17 protein-coding genes are annotated in these 18,622 nt (G+C 40.3%); 2 read left to right on the top strand and 15 right to left on the bottom strand.

Going from position 1 to position 18,622, the window contains the following annotated elements; genetic code table 11:
* Window positions 1-170: 170 nt before the first annotated feature.
* The 11 genes from deoB to ACYSNU_RS00560 all read right to left on the bottom strand — a co-directional run bounded on the left by deoB (window position 171) and on the right by ACYSNU_RS00560 (window position 11,786).
* Complete coding sequence (gene deoB / locus ACYSNU_RS00610; RefSeq protein WP_461735320.1) at window positions 171-1,337, bottom strand: phosphopentomutase; 1,167 nt, start codon at window positions 1,335-1,337, stop codon at window positions 171-173.
* Window positions 1,338-1,439: 102 nt separating this feature from the next.
* Window positions 1,440-2,393, bottom strand: a complete 954-nt coding sequence (locus ACYSNU_RS00605; RefSeq protein ID WP_461735319.1) for an ABC transporter permease — start codon at window positions 2,391-2,393, stop codon at window positions 1,440-1,442.
* The gene (locus ACYSNU_RS00600; protein ID WP_461735318.1) at window positions 2,393-3,553 is read right to left on the bottom strand and encodes an ABC transporter permease; all 1,161 of its coding nucleotides are present in this window, start codon (window positions 3,551-3,553) and stop codon (window positions 2,393-2,395) included. The genes ACYSNU_RS00605 and ACYSNU_RS00600 overlap by 1 nt, the downstream gene beginning before the upstream one ends.
* Window positions 3,546-5,114 carry an ABC transporter ATP-binding protein gene (locus ACYSNU_RS00595; RefSeq protein ID WP_461735317.1) on the bottom strand — a complete coding sequence of 523 codons (1,569 nt, stop codon included), beginning with the start codon at window positions 5,112-5,114 and terminating at the stop codon, window positions 3,546-3,548. The genes ACYSNU_RS00600 and ACYSNU_RS00595 overlap by 8 nt, the downstream gene beginning before the upstream one ends.
* A gap of 320 nt (window positions 5,115-5,434) precedes the next feature.
* On the bottom strand, window positions 5,435-6,547 hold the full coding sequence (locus tag ACYSNU_RS00590; RefSeq protein WP_461735316.1) for a BMP family lipoprotein: 1,113 nt from the start codon (window positions 6,545-6,547) through the stop codon (window positions 5,435-5,437).
* Between the two features lie 64 nt (window positions 6,548-6,611).
* The gene (locus tag ACYSNU_RS00585; protein WP_461735315.1) at window positions 6,612-7,010 is read right to left on the bottom strand and encodes a cytidine deaminase; all 399 of its coding nucleotides are present in this window, start codon (window positions 7,008-7,010) and stop codon (window positions 6,612-6,614) included.
* Window position 7,011: 1 nt separating this feature from the next.
* The gene (gene deoC / locus ACYSNU_RS00580; protein ID WP_461735314.1) at window positions 7,012-7,674 is read right to left on the bottom strand and encodes a deoxyribose-phosphate aldolase; all 663 of its coding nucleotides are present in this window, start codon (window positions 7,672-7,674) and stop codon (window positions 7,012-7,014) included.
* A gap of 11 nt (window positions 7,675-7,685) precedes the next feature.
* Entirely contained in the window at window positions 7,686-8,987 is a 1,302-nt protein-coding gene (locus ACYSNU_RS00575; RefSeq protein ID WP_461735313.1) for a pyrimidine-nucleoside phosphorylase, read from the bottom strand.
* A 116-nt stretch (window positions 8,988-9,103) separates the two neighbouring features.
* On the bottom strand, window positions 9,104-10,141 hold the full coding sequence (locus ACYSNU_RS00570; RefSeq protein ID WP_461735312.1) for a LacI family DNA-binding transcriptional regulator: 1,038 nt from the start codon (window positions 10,139-10,141) through the stop codon (window positions 9,104-9,106).
* Between the two features lie 455 nt (window positions 10,142-10,596).
* Window positions 10,597-11,199, bottom strand: coding sequence for a class I SAM-dependent methyltransferase (locus ACYSNU_RS00565; protein WP_461735311.1), 603 nt, complete (start codon window positions 11,197-11,199; stop codon window positions 10,597-10,599).
* Between the two features lie 11 nt (window positions 11,200-11,210).
* Window positions 11,211-11,786, bottom strand: a complete 576-nt coding sequence (locus tag ACYSNU_RS00560) for an SGNH/GDSL hydrolase family protein (protein ID WP_461735310.1) — start codon at window positions 11,784-11,786, stop codon at window positions 11,211-11,213.
* A gap of 261 nt (window positions 11,787-12,047) precedes the next feature.
* Here ACYSNU_RS00560 and coaA point away from each other — a divergent pair, with 261 nt between their 5' ends.
* Together coaA and guaA are read left to right on the top strand one after the other, a co-directional pair.
* Window positions 12,048-12,971 (top strand): type I pantothenate kinase, encoded by a 924-nt coding sequence (coaA, locus tag ACYSNU_RS00555; RefSeq protein WP_461735309.1) that lies wholly within the window; start codon window positions 12,048-12,050, stop codon window positions 12,969-12,971.
* A gap of 81 nt (window positions 12,972-13,052) precedes the next feature.
* The gene (gene guaA, locus ACYSNU_RS00550; RefSeq protein WP_461735308.1) at window positions 13,053-14,606 is read left to right on the top strand and encodes a glutamine-hydrolyzing GMP synthase; all 1,554 of its coding nucleotides are present in this window, start codon (window positions 13,053-13,055) and stop codon (window positions 14,604-14,606) included.
* A 37-nt stretch (window positions 14,607-14,643) separates the two neighbouring features.
* Here guaA and ACYSNU_RS00545 read toward each other — a convergent pair whose 3' ends face one another.
* From ACYSNU_RS00545 to ACYSNU_RS00530, 4 genes are all read right to left on the bottom strand, one after another.
* On the bottom strand, window positions 14,644-15,864 hold the full coding sequence (locus ACYSNU_RS00545; RefSeq protein WP_461735307.1) for a site-specific integrase: 1,221 nt from the start codon (window positions 15,862-15,864) through the stop codon (window positions 14,644-14,646).
* Between the two features lie 34 nt (window positions 15,865-15,898).
* On the bottom strand, window positions 15,899-16,099 hold the full coding sequence (locus tag ACYSNU_RS00540) for a DUF3173 domain-containing protein (protein WP_461735306.1): 201 nt from the start codon (window positions 16,097-16,099) through the stop codon (window positions 15,899-15,901).
* Between the two features lie 1,690 nt (window positions 16,100-17,789).
* On the bottom strand, window positions 17,790-18,065 hold the full coding sequence (locus tag ACYSNU_RS00535; protein ID WP_461735749.1) for an HAD family hydrolase: 276 nt from the start codon (window positions 18,063-18,065) through the stop codon (window positions 17,790-17,792).
* 38 nt (window positions 18,066-18,103) lie between these two features.
* Complete coding sequence (locus tag ACYSNU_RS00530) at window positions 18,104-18,592, bottom strand: HAD hydrolase family protein (RefSeq protein ID WP_461735305.1); 489 nt, start codon at window positions 18,590-18,592, stop codon at window positions 18,104-18,106.
* Window positions 18,593-18,622: the final 30 nt, after the last annotated feature.

Raw genomic sequence — 18,622 nt, 5'->3', positions numbered from 1 at the left:
TTAGCGAATTCGCAATCAAAAAAAACTAAAAATGTTTTTCATTAATAATTAGCATTTACTGAATAGTGGTAATCCTTGCGCTTTGTCCCCGCGACTGATTACATCACCGAGACAAAGACACTTCGATGCGGATAATATCTCTGGAAAAACTATATCATAGCCATATATTTTTATTTTAAATCAGCTAAAAAGCTTTGACCATTTTCAGTTGCTGGTACAGCGAAGTTTTCGGCAATCGTTGCAGAAATATCGGCATAATGGCCTTGTGGTAAAGCTCCTTGACCCTTGAATTGTTTGCTGAATACTAAAAGAGGCACATACTCCCGTGTATGATCAGTTCCCGGGAAAGTGGGATCGTTGCCGTGGTCAGCCGTAATCATCAGCAAGTCGTCTTCTTTCATTGCGGCAATGATTTCCGGTAGGCGCGCATCAAAATCATCAATGGCTTGTCCATAGCCAACAACATCCCGCCGATGGCCAAACAATGCATCGAAGTCAACTAAGTTGGTGAAGCTTAGCCCAGTGAAATCTTGAGCCATCACCTTCAATAATTGATCGACACCGTCCATATTACTTTTCGTGCGAACAGATTCTGTAATCCCTTGACCATTGAAAATATCGTTGATTTTCCCAACTGCGATAACATCTTTGCCGGCTTCTTTTAAAGAATCCAAAACAGTATGACCAAAAGGATCAAGCGCATAATCATGGCGATTAGCAGTTCTCGTGAAATTACCGGGTTCGCCAACATAAGGCCGAGCAATAATTCGACCAATCATGTAAGGATCGTCCTTCGTAATGTCTCTGACGTATTGGCAGATGCGATACAATTCGTCTAAAGGAATAATATCTTCGTGGGCGGCAATTTGCAGCACTGGATCAGCTGATGTATAAACGATTAAATCGCCGGTTTTCATTTGGTGTTCACCGTAATCATTAATTACCGCTGTTCCACTATATGGTTTATTACAGACCACTTTACGGCCGGAAAAATCTTCAATTTGTTTTAGCAATTCATCAGGAAAGCCATTTGGGAAAACCCTGAAAGGTGTTTTGATATTTAAGCCCATAATTTCCCAGTGACCAGTCATGGTATCTTTGCCGACTGAAACTTCTTCTAATTTTGTTGCATAGCCTTGATGATTTTTTACATCCGCCACGCCTTTTAAAGGACGAATCGTGCCTAGGCCTAGCTGTTCCATATTGGGAATGGTTAGACCGGCAACTTCTGCGATATGGCCTAAAGTATCTGAGCCGACATCGCCGAATTTATCAGCATCTGGCGCTTCACCGATACCTACAGAATCCATGACTACTAAATGTACACGTTTAAACATTTGTTTTCTTCCTTTCACTTTTTAAATATTGGTCCCTTTAGCCAAATAAAAGGGCGTAACTAAGAAACATGTCCCTTAGTCCCACCCTTATATCATAAACAATTATTTAGATTTAATATAGTTTTTACCACCGGCTTTAGGTCCAGACGCCTTGCCTAAGAATAAGACGAGAACTAAAATCGTCAAGACATATGGTGCCGCCTGCAGATAGACTGCCGGAATCGATGAAATAATTGGTAAATTGGAACCAGCGATACTGATGTTTTGGGCAAAGCCGAAGAAAATCGCAGCCCCCATTGCACCTAGAGGATTCCATTTTCCGAAAATCATAGCAGCCATCGAGATGAAACCTTGACCGGAAATCGTTGTTGCAGCGAAGCGACCGGCAATTGATTGAGCAAAAATTGCCCCACCCATACCGCCGAGGAAGCCAGAGATTAACACGCCTGAATAACGCATTGCGTACACATTAATCCCTAAAGTGTCGGCTGCCTGCGGATTTTCACCAACAGACCGCAATCGCAAACCAAATTTTGTTTTAAAAATGACAAACCAAGCAATGATTGCCACAATAATCGCAAAATATGCCGGTAGCGAAGTCGAACGGAAGAAAATATCGCCAATCACCGGAATATCACTTAAAACAGGGAAAGTAAAGTAACCAAAACGTTGGCTGATACTATCTGTTTGACCTTTGCCATATAAAACTTTCACCAAGAATACAGCTAGCGCAGGTGCCATCAGGTTAACCACGGTACCGCTAATAATATGGTCAGCCCGCAGATTAATTGTCGCCACTGCATGAAGCAGTGAGAAAATCATTCCGATAAAACCGCCGAAGAGCATCGCTAGCCACGGTGTCCACGCACCAAAGGACGAAGCAAATTCGATATTAAAGACAGTGGCACTAAAAGCCCCCATTACCATAATACCTTCAAGACCGACATTAACAATCCCGCTACGCTCAGAGAAGGTCCCGCCCAAGGCCGTCAAAATTAGCGGCGTGGCATAAATCAAAGTTTGGGTAAAAATTGAAGCAATCGTTGAAATATCCATTAGAGGGTCCCTCCTTCTTGACTTTCGTCATCAGGTTTACTTTCAATCTCTGTAACAATTTCGACTTCTTTTTTATTGCGGCTAGTCTTCGCCAATAAGAAGCGAATCAAGTAGCTGATGGCAATAAAGAAGATAATTGAAGCAATCACGACATCGACTAATTCAGTTGGAATGCCAGCAAATTGCATGCCTTGTCCACCTAGTTTTAAGATACTGAATAAAATTGCTGATAATAAAATTCCGATTGAGCTACCGCCGCCTAAGAGGGAAACAGCCATCCCATCAAAACCAATACTCAATGAAGCACTTTGGGTGAAGAAGTATTCGTAGGTACCTAAACCAAGAACGACACCACCTAAACCGGCTAGCGCACCGGAAATCACCATTGATACAACGATTGTTCGTTTGCTGCTCATCCCAGCATATTCAGAGGCAAAAGGATTCAACCCAACAGAACGAATCTCATAACCTAGAGTTGTTTTCTTCATTAAGAACCAGACAACAATCAAGAAGATAAAGGCCAAGATAATCCCTAAATTCAAGCGGGAACCGTTGGTCAATTCTGATAACCAGCTGGCTCTCAAAGAACCGTTGGAACCAATCTTTGTTAAAGTCTGTGTCACACCTTTATTACTCATCAAATTTTCGCCCATAACACTATTGGCTAAATAATTTCCTGTATACAAGAAAACATAGTTCAGCATAATCGTCACGATAACTTCACTGGTTCCAAAGAAGGCCCGTAAAAGACCTGGAATTGCAGCTGCTGCTGCCCCTGCTAGAGCTCCAACAATTACTGCTAGTGGTAAAATCACTAACCGTGGCAAATCACCAAAGGCTAGCGCAACCCACATACTCGCTACCCAGCCGCATAGTGCTTGACCAGAAAGCCCGATATTGAAGAAACCGGCAGAACTAGCTACTGCAAATCCAAGAGCGGTGAAAATCAATGGACCGGCGGAAACAAAAATTTCGCCGATACTTTTTGGATTTAAAGCACCTGTGCTCTGATCTAAAAAGGCTGTCGAAAACATCGTCTGATAGCCGGCGATTGGATCATAGCCAAAGATTGCCATGATAATGGCGCCTAGAATAAAACCTAAGATAACAGATAAAATCGGCACCAGTATATTTCTGATTTTTTCAGCACGATCATTCACCTGAGCCACCTACTTCCACTTTTGCTAATTCTTGGCGTGCTTCTTCTAAAGAATATCCCGCCATCATCAAGCCTAATTCATTTTCTGAAGTTTCTGAGGCGTTGACAATTCCGACAATTTGACCGGCATGAATTACCGCAATCCGATCTGAGACATTTAAAATTTCATCTAATTCAAAACTAACTAATAATACCGCTTTGTCTTTATTTCTCTGTTCAATCAAGCGTTTATGAATATACTCAATCGCCCCAACATCTAAACCACGAGTTGGTTGAGCGACAATCAAGAGGTCCGGATCACGATCCATTTCCCGAGCAATGATTGCCTTTTGCTGATTTCCCCCAGACAATGCTTTAGCTGGAACAATTTCGTTAACAGTCCGTACGTCATATTCTTCAATTAATTCTCTGGCATGCTCATTTAAATTGCCATAATTCAAAATACCGTTTTTACTATTTGGTTCTTGGTAATACGTTTGCAACGCCATATTTTCGGCCAGTGTCATCTCTAAAACTAATCCGTATTTGTGACGGTCTTCCGGTACATGACCGACACCTTCTTCTGTGACTTTGCGGGGTTTAAAATTGGTCATGTTTTCCCCTTTGATGGTCACCGTGCCACTCTCGACTTTTCGTAAACCGGTAATGGCTTGCACCAATTCTGATTGGCCATTGCCATCAATTCCGGCAATGCCCAGCACTTCACCAGCTCTTACCTCAAGACTGAGATTTTTAACTGCTTCTAACCCACGATTTTCCTTAACTGTCAGCCCCTCAACCGCTAAGACAACTTCTTTTGGTTTAGCTGGTTGCTTTTCTGTCTTAAAGGAAACGCTCCGACCCACCATCATATCCGCTAATTGTTGAGAAGAAACATCCTTGACATTCACAGTCTCAATACTTTTACCACGGCGGATAACGGTACAGCGGTCTGCTACTTTTTTGATTTCATCCAGCTTATGGGTGATTAAAATAATCGATTTACCTTCTTTAATCAAGCCATGCATGATTTCAATTAATTCATCAATTTCTTGGGGCGTCAACACAGCGGTCGGTTCGTCAAAGATTAAAATATCCGCACCCCGATATAGGGTTTTTAAAATTTCAACCCGTTGTTGCATACCTACCGAAATATCTCTAACGTAGGCTTTCGGATCAACCGCTAAATTATAGTGTTCTGATACTTTTTCAATCTCACCGATGGCAGATTTTTGGTTTAAAATCCCCACTTTGGTAGGCTCACTGCCGAGAATAATATTTTCTGCAACAGTAAAAGCGTCAACCAGCATAAAGTGCTGATGGACCATCCCGATACCCAGACGATTGGCTGCGGTCGGACCATTAATGACAACCTTTTGGCCATTCAAAAGAATATCGCCAGAAGTTGGTTCCAACAAGCCGGATAGAATATTCATCAGCGTTGACTTACCCGCACCATTTTCCCCTAGCAAAGCATGAATTTCGCCTTTTTTCACCTGAAGATTGATGTTGTCATTGGCTTTGAACTCGCCAAAAGCCTTTGTGATGTGGCGCATTTCAATCACATAGTTTTCTTGAGGCAATTTTTTCACTTCCTAACAATTTTTTTCCCGAGAAACAAACAGTAATTTTAGGTCTTGATAAAAAATCAATAATTGCAAAATGACCTGCTAAGGAATTTACCCTTACCAAAAAAGATTTAGCTAAGTAAATCTTTTTTGGTAAGGGAGGTTGTCTCTTCCATCCCCTTAAAAATTGAAGGCTCTGCCAAAATGTATCAGCGGTTAGTATAATGATAAGCTACTGCTGCGGATTGTTTATGAACCGCAGCAGCAACTACATTATTCGTTAAGCCTTTATTTCAAAAAATAGAAACTTCAACCTCTTTTTATATCAGTAAAAATTATTCTGCAGGTGTTTCAGAGACAGTTACATCTCCATCAATGATTGCTTGTTTAGCAGTATTGATTGCTGTCATAGCTTCATCAGAAAGGTTGCCTTCAGTGATATCAACACCACCATCTGCTAAACCATAGTATAAGTGTTCGCCTCCAGGGAAATCATCGTCTAACGCACGGTTAGCCAAATCTTCCACGGCAGCTCCTACACCTTTAAGTGTTGAAGTCAATGTTAAGTTCGCAGCATTACCATCAGCATCAGTATAGTCACCATCTGCTTCTTGGTCACGGTCAACACCGATAACCCAAACTTTATCGCCTTCGCCGGCTTCGTTCAAAGCAATTGCTTCTTCAAAGACCCCAGCACCAGTACCACCTGAAGCATGATAAATTACATCTACGCCACTGTTGTACATAGAAGCAGCGATAGCTTTACCTTTGGCAGGATCACCAAATGAAGCAGCATATTCAACTTTTACTTCAATATCTTTGCCTAATTCTTCAGCAGCAGCCGCAACGCCTTCTTCAAAACCAGCTTGGAATCGGTCAATTACGACACCTTCTTCACCACCGATAAAACCAACTTGGTTAGTTAAAGTAGTGTAAGCAGCTCCATAACCTGCTAAGTAAGCTGCTTCATTATCTCTAAAGGTTGCTGAAGCGACATTGTCCATGTCGTCGATGATACTATCGACAATAACAAAGTTTGTATCAGGATTTGCTGCAGCTCCCGTACTGACGGCATCTTCTAATAGATAGCCAATCCCGAAAATTATTTTAAATCCTTGCGAAACAGCCGAGTCAACGTTTGTTGTGTATTCAGATGCGTCATTTGATTGAATATAAGCGTAACCGCCAGTACCTTCTGATAAGCCGTGTTCTTCGCCCCAAGCAGTCAAACCTTCCCAAGCAGATTGGTTAAAGGATTTGTCATCAACTCCACCGATATCCGTGATAACAACTGCACTGTGTTCTGCATCAGTTGTACCACCACTTGATGCAGTACCGCCTGATGAGTCAGTTGTGCCACTTGAGTTGTTTCCTCCGCCACAAGCTGCTAGCGTCAACGTTAATGCCAAAGTTGCTGCGCCAAGACCAAATAATTTCGCTTTCTTCATTACTGTAAAGCCCCCTAAATAAGTTTTTTTATTTTCAACAGTCAAAGACTGATTGAATACTGAATTATAAATCCTTATCCGTAAAAGCATAAGGCAGCAGTTGCCCCACTGTTGTCTCTTTTATACTATCATTATCCCCTAAGAGTGTCACCGGCATATCCGGTGAACAAAATTCCGCCATCACTTGCCGGCAGGCACCGCAAGGAGAAATTGCTTCCGGTGTATGCCCGGCAACCACCAGATGTTTAAACTCCCGCTTGCCTTCTGAAACAGCTTTGAAAAAAGCTGTTCGTTCCGCACAGTTGCTTAAACCAAATGAGGCATTTTCGATATTAATTCCTTGGTAGATTTCATCTTCCGTTGTTACAAGACAAGCACCTACTGGAAAATGGGAATAAGGAACATAGGCATGATCCAAGGCTGCTAAAGCAACATCTAGCCATTCTTGTTTTGCTGTGGTCATCTTAATACCCCACACCAGTTTGTCCGGCCATAATAGCAACGCCGGCACTGGTTCCAATCCGAGTCGCGCCAGCTTCCACCATTGCTAAAGCTTCGGCTTCATTGTGAATACCCCCAGAAGCTTTGACTCCCATATCTGGGCCAACTGTTTCTCTCATCAAACGAACATCTTCGACTTTGGCTCCGCCAGTTGAAAAGCCAGTCGACGTTTTCACAAAATCAGCGCCAGCTGCTTTGGCTAATTCGCAGGCTTTAATAATTTCGTCCTTTTCTAAAAGGGCCGTTTCAATGATCACCTTGACTAAAGCTCGGTCTTTGGCCGCTTCAACGACAGCTTCAATATCCTTTTGAACCTTGTTGAAGTGTTCTGATTTTAAAGCACCGATATTAATCACCATATCGACTTCATCCGCCCCATTTTGAATGGCGTTGGTTGTTTCGTAGGCCTTCACCTCAGAAGTATTAGCCCCTAAAGGAAATCCAATAACGGTACAAACAGCAACAGGTGCTCCTTGTAATTTTTCTTTTGCTAGAGCTACCCAAGTTGGGTTGATACATACTGAGTAAAAAGAATACTCCTTGGCTTCTTCAATAATTCGTAAAACATCCGCCTCAGTGGCATCTGCTTTTAAAATTGTGTGATCGATTAAACGATTCAATTCCATGTTGTCCACTCCTAATCTGTGATAATGCCGTGCAGTAACGGCGGTTCTTCAGTTGGTCCGCCAATCGTCACGTTTTGATACAATAATTCTTTGACATCCGCAATATCTTCTGTGTTGCTGTAAATCGTCATCAAAGATTCGCCGGCTTTGACCTGATCGCCGACTTTTTTATGGAGCATTAAGCCTACGCTGTGATCAATCTCGTCTTCCTTCGTCTTGCGGCCAGCTCCCAACATCATTGCAGCAATGCCGATTTCATTGGCCACTAAACGGTTGACATAACCGTCTTTCAAAGCGGGCAATTCAATTTGATACTGTGCTGTCAATAATTTTTCCGGTTGTTCAATCACGCTGACATCGCCGCCTTGATTTTGAACCATCTCTTTGAATTTTTCAAAAGCCTTGCCACTGTTCAACGCTTCCTCCAGCATTTCCCGAGCAGCTTCCAGCGTATCCGCTTTTTCAGCCAAGACAACCATTTGGCTACCCAAGGCATAACACATTTCAACTAAATCTGCTGGGCCATGACCCTTCAAGGTATTAATAGCTTCGACAACTTCTAAACTATTGCCAATCGCTTCTCCTAATGGCTGAGACATATCTGAAATGACCGCCATGGTATTGCGGCCAGCTAATTTTCCAATCCGCACCATGGTATGAGCAAGTCGTTTGGCATCATCAATATTTTTCATGAAGGCCCCATCACCGGTCGTCACGTCTAATACAATGGCATCTGCGCCGGCGGCAATTTTTTTACTCATAATCGAACTGGCGATTAAAGGAATCGAATCAACCGTGGCCGTCACATCCCGCAAAGCGTAAAGTTTTTTATCGGCCGGCGCTAAATCACCGGACTGGCCGATGACTGCCACATGACTTTCATTGACAATCCGGACAAAATCTTCATCGCTGATTTCAACTTTAAAACCAGGAATCGCTTCTAATTTATCTAGGGTACCTCCAGTATAACCTAAACCGCGGCCGGACATTTTAGCCACCGTGGCTCCCACACTGGCAACTAAAGGCGCCAAAATTAAGGTAGTTGTGTCTCCCACCCCACCTGTTGAATGTTTATCCACTTTAATCCCGTGCAATTTGGAAAGATCGATTACATCACCAGAATTTGCCATCGCCAAGGTCATTTCGGTAATTTCCTCATCCGTCATATCCTGATAATAAACCGCCATTAAAAAAGCGCTCATTTGATAATCGGGAATTGTACCATTCGTGTAGTTTTCGATAATGAAAAGAATTTCAGCTTTGCTTAATTCGTGGCCGTTTCGTTTCTTTTCAATCAAATCTACCATTCGCATAAAACTCTGCCCCCTAACTTCAAAAATATTATACACAAAAAATCTAAAAGGTAAACCACTTTAGTAAAACATTTTACTAAAGTCCCAAAAAGAAAACTGAAAAGAATTGTTTTCACTCAGATAGTAGTCTCTTTTGGAACCGCTGTCAATGGTTTTATGCTTTCCCGAATGATAAACTCCGTGTCAAAAATCTTATTTGGTACCCGACTATGAGGAAAATCTATTTTATCAACCAAGAATTTTGCCCCATAAAAGCCGATATCAAAGCTTGGCTGCAAAATTGTCGTGAGAGAAGGCACTAAATAATTAGAAATTTCTAATCCATCAAATCCAATCACCGAAAAATCTTCCGGAATCTTTTTACCAATCTCATGAATTGCTTGGTAACAGCCAATCGCCATTTCGTCATTGCCGCAGAAAATAGCGGTCAATTCAGGATTTTCAGCTAATAAATTCTTAGCCGCTTGATAGCCGCCTTCGATTGATAGACTGCCGTTTGACAAATAATTTTTCCTAAAGGGAATCTCGTGGTCCTTCAAAGCATGCTGATAGGCTGTCTGCCGTTCAATCAGCTGATAATAGCCCTCTTCTTCCTTCAACATGCCAATATGCCGATGACCATACTCGATTAGCTTGCTGATAGCCCGATAAGCCCCCTCGTACTCTTTCACAATCAAGCGGCCGCCCTTGCGCTCATTAATCCCCCGGTCAATCAAAACCAGTGGTGTCTTCGCAAAAAAGCCGCTGTCTAAAGCCTTTCCTTCAGGCAAAACATTGGGTGTCGCCAGTAAAATCCCATCCACAGAACGATGAACTAGCTCCTCAATGTATTTTTCTTCCCGAGCTTTACTGTTCTTGCTATTGCAGAGCAAAATCATATAGCCCAGCGGATTTAAGTAACTTTCGACCCCTTCAATAACTTTTGAGAAAAAGAAATCTGTGACATCTGGCACAATCATGCCAATTGTTTTTGAATGGCGCTTAATCAAATTGGAGGCAAAATAATCTGGCTTATATTGATACTTTTCAACAATATCCAGTACCTTTTTACGGGTTTCCGGACTAAAGCGGGCCCCTTTATTATTTAAAATTTGTGAAACTGTAGTAATCGAAACCCCCGCCATCTCGGCGATTTCTTTAATCGTCAGTTTCATTGCCAACTCCCCCTGTTTCCTTTTGATTAGGTGTGATAAATTTTAAAACCATTCCAACTGCAAAAGCAACTTTCCCCTAATCAAACCAATTTATTAAACTGATTGCAACTTTGGCTGCAATCACAAACTCACTGGTTAACCGAATAAGATTTTTATTCGGCTAAGCCTGTACCTAAAGCAGTCAATTTGCAATTCAGAAAATTCTGATTCTGCTGAAAATAAAATTGATTGTCTTTTATCCGCTTTCAGTTTATCAAATTTTAAAAAAAATACTAGAGTCAGTTTTCTAGTTTTCATGACGAATCGCTAAAAAAATTGAGATTACTTGATGTATTTGCCTTTGATTCTGCGCTTAGTTTTATATATGTGTATGTGCTGAAAAAATTTTAACGCATATTCAACTGAAAAGTAAAACTCCCTCAAAAGTCAGACAACTTTTGAGGGAGTTTACCACACTATTCTTTATAACTTTTCAAAATGTAATAGCCTTTATCTTTGGTGACAATTTCTACGTTACCGAAGACTTCTGCCATTTTTTTCTCAGCGCTGGGTGCGCCTTGCTTTTTTTGAATCACGATTGTCAGCGTGCCGCCAGTTTTTAATAATGGCTTAGCCTCGCTAAGGATTTCATGAACTACTTTTTTTCCAGCACGAATTGGTGGATTACTGATAATTGCTGCATAGTTAGTTTGGTGCAGCGTTTCATAAGTATTAGAAGTGTGGATATCCACATTGTTCAGCTGGTTGGCCGCTGCATTTTTTTCAGCCAGCTCAACAGCCCGCTGATTGATATCCACCATTTCAACGGTTTTCCCACTGGCTTTGGCCAATGCTAAACCAATTGGTCCATAGCCACAGCCGACATCCAACAAAGTCCCATCAGGTAACTCCTGCCAGTCAAAGGCCTCCAGCAAAACCCGGGAACCGTAATCGACAGTATTGCGGGAAAAAACGCCGCTGTCGGTTGTAAATTGAAACTCATGGCCGAGAAGTGCAAAGCGCCAACTTTCAAACTGATGCGCTGTCTCTGGATTTTCTGAAAAATAATGATTTGCCATATCCTGCCCCTTTAATTTGCTTGCTGTGCTAGTAAATATTCTTTGATGTCCCGTGCCACTAACGCGGTGAAAAAGTCATAGCCCTCTTCAGAAAAATGAAGACCATCCTCCTCTAAAAACTGATCACGTCCGGGATAAGCCGCCATATAGTGATTCAGATCAATGAAGGACAAAGCTTTTTCACCAACGGTTTTGGCTGCCGCTACATATTGTGCCAACACAGCTTCCGATACAGTTTTAACATAGCTCGGGCCGACCAACAAGACTTTTTTAGCGGCACCAAGCTCAGCCACCATTTTTTCCAAATTGGCCTGATAATCAGCCACTGCTACTTTTTGTTTCGTCAAATCATTGTCTCCGAAAAATACCATGACGAAGTCAGCAGATTCAGCAACTTTTTTTACTTCAGCCAAACGAATAACACCATCAACTGATGTATCTCCATTGACCCCGTAATTTTCAAATACATAGCCGGGAAAACCCATGTCGCCTAGATGTTTGGCTGCTAATTTTTCAACAATATCCGTATTTTGATTATCTAAATATCCTGCGGTGATGCTATCACCAAATAATACAACTTTTTTCATAAAAAATTCCTCCTCAGATGAATAAATATTTTTATTTTTTGTGGGCAATTGTGTAGCGGTTGTGATTAATTAATGGTTAAACTAACCTTTTTAAATCGACAAAATTTCAGCAATCAAAAATCAGCCAACTGCTCTACGTTATTTCTTGTTAATCATATCACGCAGAAGACCTTTCACAAAACAAAAGTATTCTAATTAAACATGGGAGAATGGCGAATTTTATGGTAAAATACAGCAGTATAACCGAATTTGGAGGGTCCCATGGACAAACGGATGAATTATTACAAAATTGGACGGGGAGAATGGCAGGATTTCTACGTCAACGGCAAGGTGCCGCTCACCGCAGAAGAACTAGAAAATATCAAGAGTTTCAACGACCAGATTTCCATTCAAGACGTTGAGGATATCTATGTGCCGCTGACCCACTTGATTCAATTGTACAGAAAAGAATACGAATCATTGACCTTAAGTAAAGGTCTCTTTTTGCACAGATACCTGCGGGTGCCGCCGTTTATCATCGGAATTGCCGGCAGTGTCGCAGTTGGCAAAAGTACCACTGCCCGTCTGCTGCAAACGATTTTATCCCGCACCTTTAGACGCCGCAATGTTGAACTAATCACCACTGATGGCTTCTTATATCCCAATAAAGTTTTAGCCGAAAAAGATATTATGGACCGCAAAGGCTTTCCCGAAAGTTATGATATGGAAAATTTGATCAGTGTGTTAAATCGGGTCAAAAGTGGTGAGGAAAACATTGAACTTCCGCTGTATTCGCATTCCGTCTACGATATTATCGATGGTGAATATGAGTACATCAACTCGCCTGATATTTTAATTGTTGAAGGAATCAATACGCTGCAGCTGCCTGCTAACCAACAAATTTATGTCAGCGACTTTTTCGATTTTTCAATTTTTGTCGATGCCGATTCTAGCGTCATTGAAAAATGGTATCTGGATCGCTTTGAAGCCCTGCTGGATTCCGCCTTTTTAGACCCGTCAAATTACTATTATCAATATGCCATCGGCAAACGGGAAGACGCTCTCGACATGGCCAAAGGCGTTTGGAAAAATGTGAATTTGAAAAATTTAGAAGAATATATCTTGCCTACTCGTGAGCGGGCCGATATAATTCTTCATAAATCTGAACACCACATCATTGATGAAATCTATCTGAAACGTTATTAAATTAAAATTTCTTTCAACTGATGTTGCAACTAGCTTTAAAAGGTTCGCCTTTTGAAATAAATAGGAAATGGAGTAGATAGTGTGACCCAAGTCGATATGACCAGCGTTGAAAAAATAATCGTGCTAGATTATGGCAGCCAGTACAACCAATTAATTACCCGCCGCATCCGGGAGTTCGGGGTTTTCTCAGAATTATTAAGCCACCGTATCACCGCCGATGAAGTTCGTAAAATGAACCCCAAAGGAATAATTCTTTCCGGCGGCCCCAATAGCGTTTATGATGAGAATGCATTTCGCATTGATCCAGAAATTTTAGAATTAGGCATTCCCGTTTTAGGTATTTGTTATGGTATGCAATTGATTACCTATACGTTAGACGGCAAAGTCGAACCTGCTAAAAACCGTGAGTATGGCAAAGCTGAACTGGAAATCATCGCTGACGATGCTGTTCTTTTTGCCAGCACCCCTAAAAAACAAACCGTCTGGATGAGTCACGGTGATTTGGTCACTGAAATTCCGACTGGTTTTGAAGCTGTCGGCACCAGCAAAGACTGTCCTATCGCATCTATCCAAGATACAAATCGTAATTTCTACGGCGTCCAATTTCACCCAGAGGTACGCCATTCAGAATATGGCAATGATTTATTACGTCATTTTGCCTTTGATGTCTGCCATTGCACTGGCGACTGGAGCATGGGCAATTTCATCGATATGGAAATCGCCAAAGTCCGTGAAAAAGTCGGCGACCGCAACGTCTTATTAGCCTTGTCCGGCGGTGTCGATTCCAGCGTAGTTGGTGTCCTTTTACAAAAAGCTATCGGCGATCAATTGACTTGTATCTTTGTTGATCACGGTTTGTTACGCAAAGACGAAGCCGAACAAGTGATGGAAAGTCTCGGCGGCAAATTTGGCTTGAATATCATCAAAGTCGATGCTCAACGCCGCTTCTTAGATAAATTAGCCGGCGTGTCTGATCCAGAGAAAAAACGCAAAATTATCGGTAACGAATTTATCTACGTTTTCGACGATGAAGCTTCAAAACTGCAGGGCATTGACTTCTTAGCTCAAGGCACATTGTACACTGATGTCATCGAAAGCGGCACGGAAACAGCCCAAACGATTAAATCCCATCACAATGTTGGCGGCTTGCCAGAAGACATGCAATTTGAATTAATCGAACCCTTAAATACCTTGTTTAAAGATGAAGTCCGGGCCTTAGGAACTGAACTTGGCATGCCCGATTCCATCGTCTGGCGCCAGCCCTTCCCTGGTCCTGGCCTAGCGATTCGTGTCCTCGGTGAAGTCACCGAAGAAAAATTAACAATCGTCAGAGATTCCGACGCCATTTTAAGAGAAGAAATCGCCAACGCCGGCCTTGACCGTGACATTTGGCAATACTTCACCGTCCTCCCCGGCATGAAATCAGTCGGCGTCATGGGCGACGGCCGCACCTATGATTATACCATCGGCATCCGGGCCGTCACCTCAATCGACGGCATGACCGCCGATTTCGCCCGCATCCCATGGGATATTTTACAAAAAATTTCCGTGCGGATTGTCAACGAAGTCGATAATGTCAATCGAATTGTGTATGATATTACGAGTAAGCCACCGGCTACGGTGGAGTGGGAATAGTAGCAGGAGAGATTGAAACCCTTATGCACCAAGGGTTTCAGCTCTTCTTTTGTAAATCATTGCACCGGGATTGCACCAAATTTTTCTGATTTAAAAATCCTACGGTGTGTTGATTGCTTGGTGAGTGGTCGAGGTTTGTTATTGAATGGCTCATTTGAATAACACCTTTTAGTTTTGACGCTACTTCAAAATTACTGTTTGGATATAAATGTCCGTAGGTTCCTAGAGTTGTTTCAATGTCTTCATGCCCAAGTCGATCTTTAATGATTAAGGGATTCTCACCCATTTGAATCAATAGTGAAGCATGGGAATGTCTCAACGCATGAATTTTAATCCGATGAACACCGGCTAATTTTGCATAGCGAGTAATGGCATAGCTAATCGTATGCTTTTGTGTTGGCTCGCCATTGTAACTCATGACAAAACCACTTGGTGCAACATTGTTCTGTACCTCTCGCCATTCTTTTAGGATTGACAAGGTATCTTCATCCAAAACAATATGTCGGTTGCTGGCTTTTGTTTTCGGCTCCACAAATTCATAGTGTTGTAGATTCTTATAAAACAACGTCTTATCAATTTTCAAAACCGCTGTCTGAAAATTAATATCCTCCCACTGAACGGCAGTTGCTTCACCAATCCGTAATCCAGTCATAAACAAAAACCACAGAGACACATAGAGAAAGTGTTGATAATAATCTTCTTTGTAAATACATGAAATGACCTTCTCAAACTCTTCCTTCGTCCAAAAATCAATCTTAGTCTTTTGCTTCTTGACATTTCCGATGATTTTCGACGCATTCTTCTGAGCCAAACCTAATAAAATGGCTTTATCCATTGCCAAAGAAAAAATTCCTTGAACATTCCGGATATACGATGCACTCAATGTTTTAAATAGTTGAGATTGCCAATTTTGAACATGGATAGGCTCAATCTTATCCACTGGCATCTTATAAAAGTATGAGAAGTGCTTTTTGATTGAATGTAGCCGATTTTCATAGGTTCGGATTTTTACTTGTGACTTGTACCAAGGTAAAAAGATTTCTTCGATATAATCTTTAAACAGCATGCTAGTTGGTGTGCCCTCAGAGGCTGTTTCAGGCTCTTCAAGCAACAATTTGGAATAGACTTCCCTTGCTTCTTTTTGAGTCTTAAAACCGCTCCGATACTTTTGAATTTTCTTGCCATTGATATCATAGCCAAGATTCACTCTAAAATAGTACAAGCCATTTTTGTCTTTTTTAATCGCATCATTACTCATTGTTTTTACTCCTCACGAATCGTTGGCGTAAAAACTAATCGTCGTTGTCGGAATCGGCCAGCTGGATACCGAGAATTTCTTCCACGGCTCCTACAGGTACACGGTCCAGCTTTTTCGAGCTATAATAGACGTGCCCTTTTTGAATCATCAATTCTTTTGCTTTTTTAATAATATCTGCCGCAAAAGAATTCCCATATCCAAGCTGCACCAAATCTTTTTTTGTTACTGTAATCATTGGACTCCTTTCCATGCAGATTAAAACTTCAATATTCACCTCTGATTATAACAGGTCTTTTGACTCCGCCTCAATCTGCATAAAGCACCTTATTATTTTTTTAGTTATCTGATTTACGCTGTTACTACTAATTTTTAATTACACTATTGTAAAATGGCACACCAAATAAACTCTCATCCATCATTTTGCACTTCTCAAATACTTTCTTCTCGTTTGTTAGAGTCCTTAGAGCTAGTTCTAAGGAAACATAGGGATTTCACCTCTCCTCAGTCCTCGAGGAGCTTTGCAGAAGTATCATTATCACTCAAAATCATCCTGGCATTTACTAACTAGCAATTAGTATGAAGAGATCATGTATCGCTCCTTCAATCTTTTGATTAAATTCATGGCGCTGAAACTCTTATTGCTCTTAATTTAAGTGGGTTGCTCTAACAAATGTATTCAGTTTTCAAGGAACATTTTTGTTGCTCATAGATTAAATATCCACGAAGTCGGAAAATGAAACCAAAATAACGGAAATTTTTCTATTTTAACTCACCTTTTGTAAAAATCTTAAGAAAGTGATGTTAAAACTCAATCTACTGAAAAAAGAAATTTTAATAGATTAAGCTATCTTAAAATTCCCTATACTAATACCAGCAATTTAAGTAACTAAAAAAGACACAGAAAACGAAATTTTCTTTTAACTTTTTCCTAAATGTGTTGAAAAAAACGTAATAATGCGGAAATATCTCTGTTCTTTCTTAATATCATTCATATATCTGGATTAGTTTGATTGGTAATATTTCCCCTTCATCTATAACAAACAATCTGAAAGGACAAAAAAGACACAGATTTTTGAAATTTTTTTAATCCTTCGAAAAATCATTAAAATTCAATCAACATTATAGAAGATAGCCGTTTTGGAGCACACTAAAAAGGTAGTTAGCTGCTAGGCTAACTACCTTAATTTTTACCAACCATTCCTAGTCTTCACCTTTTTTCTACCTTCTCATTTTAACCAACTAAATGTAGACTGCTATCTTTTCGTTTGAATAAACCAGACATTCAAACCCGAAATGAGAAAAGGTGGTTCCATAAGAATCAGATGAATAAAATCTTCTTGTTTCATTCCGGAACTATGATAGGACATAACTTCAAGAAATAGGCTATTACAAAACTTCCTACGAAAATTGGAGTAGTTCAAACTCCAGTCCATGAAATCCGTCGCTAGTGGACTAAGCATCGAGTAAACAGCTTGATTAGTTCTACAGTAATTGACAGTCCCCAAGCTTTATTTTCGTAATCTATTACATATCTTAATAGTTCATTTGAATCCTTATCTGCCAAAAATATTACTAGTAATAATCGGTTTACCACTCCACCTACTATACTTTAAGTTGATAGATTTCCTTTTGTCCTTACATTGTACAGCTCAAAAGAATTTGGATTTTCTTATTATAACAAAATTGAGTATACTCTTTTTATTGGGAGAGCTTGATGGGTATAGAATTTTTCTCCATAAATTTTCTAATGTGTTTTTTCAATTTTAAAAACTAACCAGAAACGTAGAGTCTATGGCAAAATCTAGGAGTAAATCACCCCCCTGAGTTTGTAAATCCCCCGATTAGGTAGTTAAAATAATCGAAACTTAAAAGATTTATCAGCTTTGTACTAAATAGTAATAAAATTGATACATTACAAACTTATTTTAAAAAAGATCAAAATGTTCAAATGCTTTATAGATTCCACCTTTATTTGGAGTATCAGTGATATATGTTGCTAATTTTAATAAATTTGGATTAGAGTTTTCCATTGCTATCTTAATTTCAACTGCTGCAAAAAGATCAATATCGTTACTACCATTTCCAATTCCGACAGTATTAATTTTATCGATTTCCAGATAGCTTAGTAAAAAATCGATTCCAAGTTGTTTAGAGGTGTGTGGCGGTAATATCTCCCCGCTATTCTTCCCTAAAAAAGCTATAGTGCTTGGTGAAATTGTGTAATTATAAAATAATTCTTCTAGTATTTTGTCAAAAGGAATTTTTTTTGTATGAAATTAACCTTATAAATTTTTTCTTTCATAAAGTCAACTTCGCTTATATCCTTAAACAGGGCCCCTTTGTCATTTGGAAGAAAACGACCTATTATTTTAAACTTTTTCTTCATTGTTTCATTAACATAAAGATACTTCTCCCCAGCTAAATAGAAGGAAATTCTACTGTTATTTAAATAGCTTGATAAATAATCAATCTCTTGAGCAGAAAAAAAGTTTTCTTTTATCACCTTTTTATCTACTTCAATAAATGCTCCTCCTGCCCCGATTACTCCGTCAACATCAATTTTATCTAGTATTAAATTGTACTCAGCTTTTGAACGACCGGTACATAAAAATATCTTGTTCCCTTTCTTTCTCGATTTGGATAAAGCCTCTACAGCACTAACAGGTATTCGACCAAAGTAATCGGCCAAAGTCCCATCAATATCAATAAAAATAGCTTTGTTATACATACAATCATCCCCTTGAAATTGTGGTAAATT

The organism is Enterococcus sp. LJL120 (assembly GCF_054871765.1).
The sequence above is the reverse complement of the archived record's forward strand: the minus strand, read 5'-3'. Positions and strand labels throughout refer to the sequence as shown.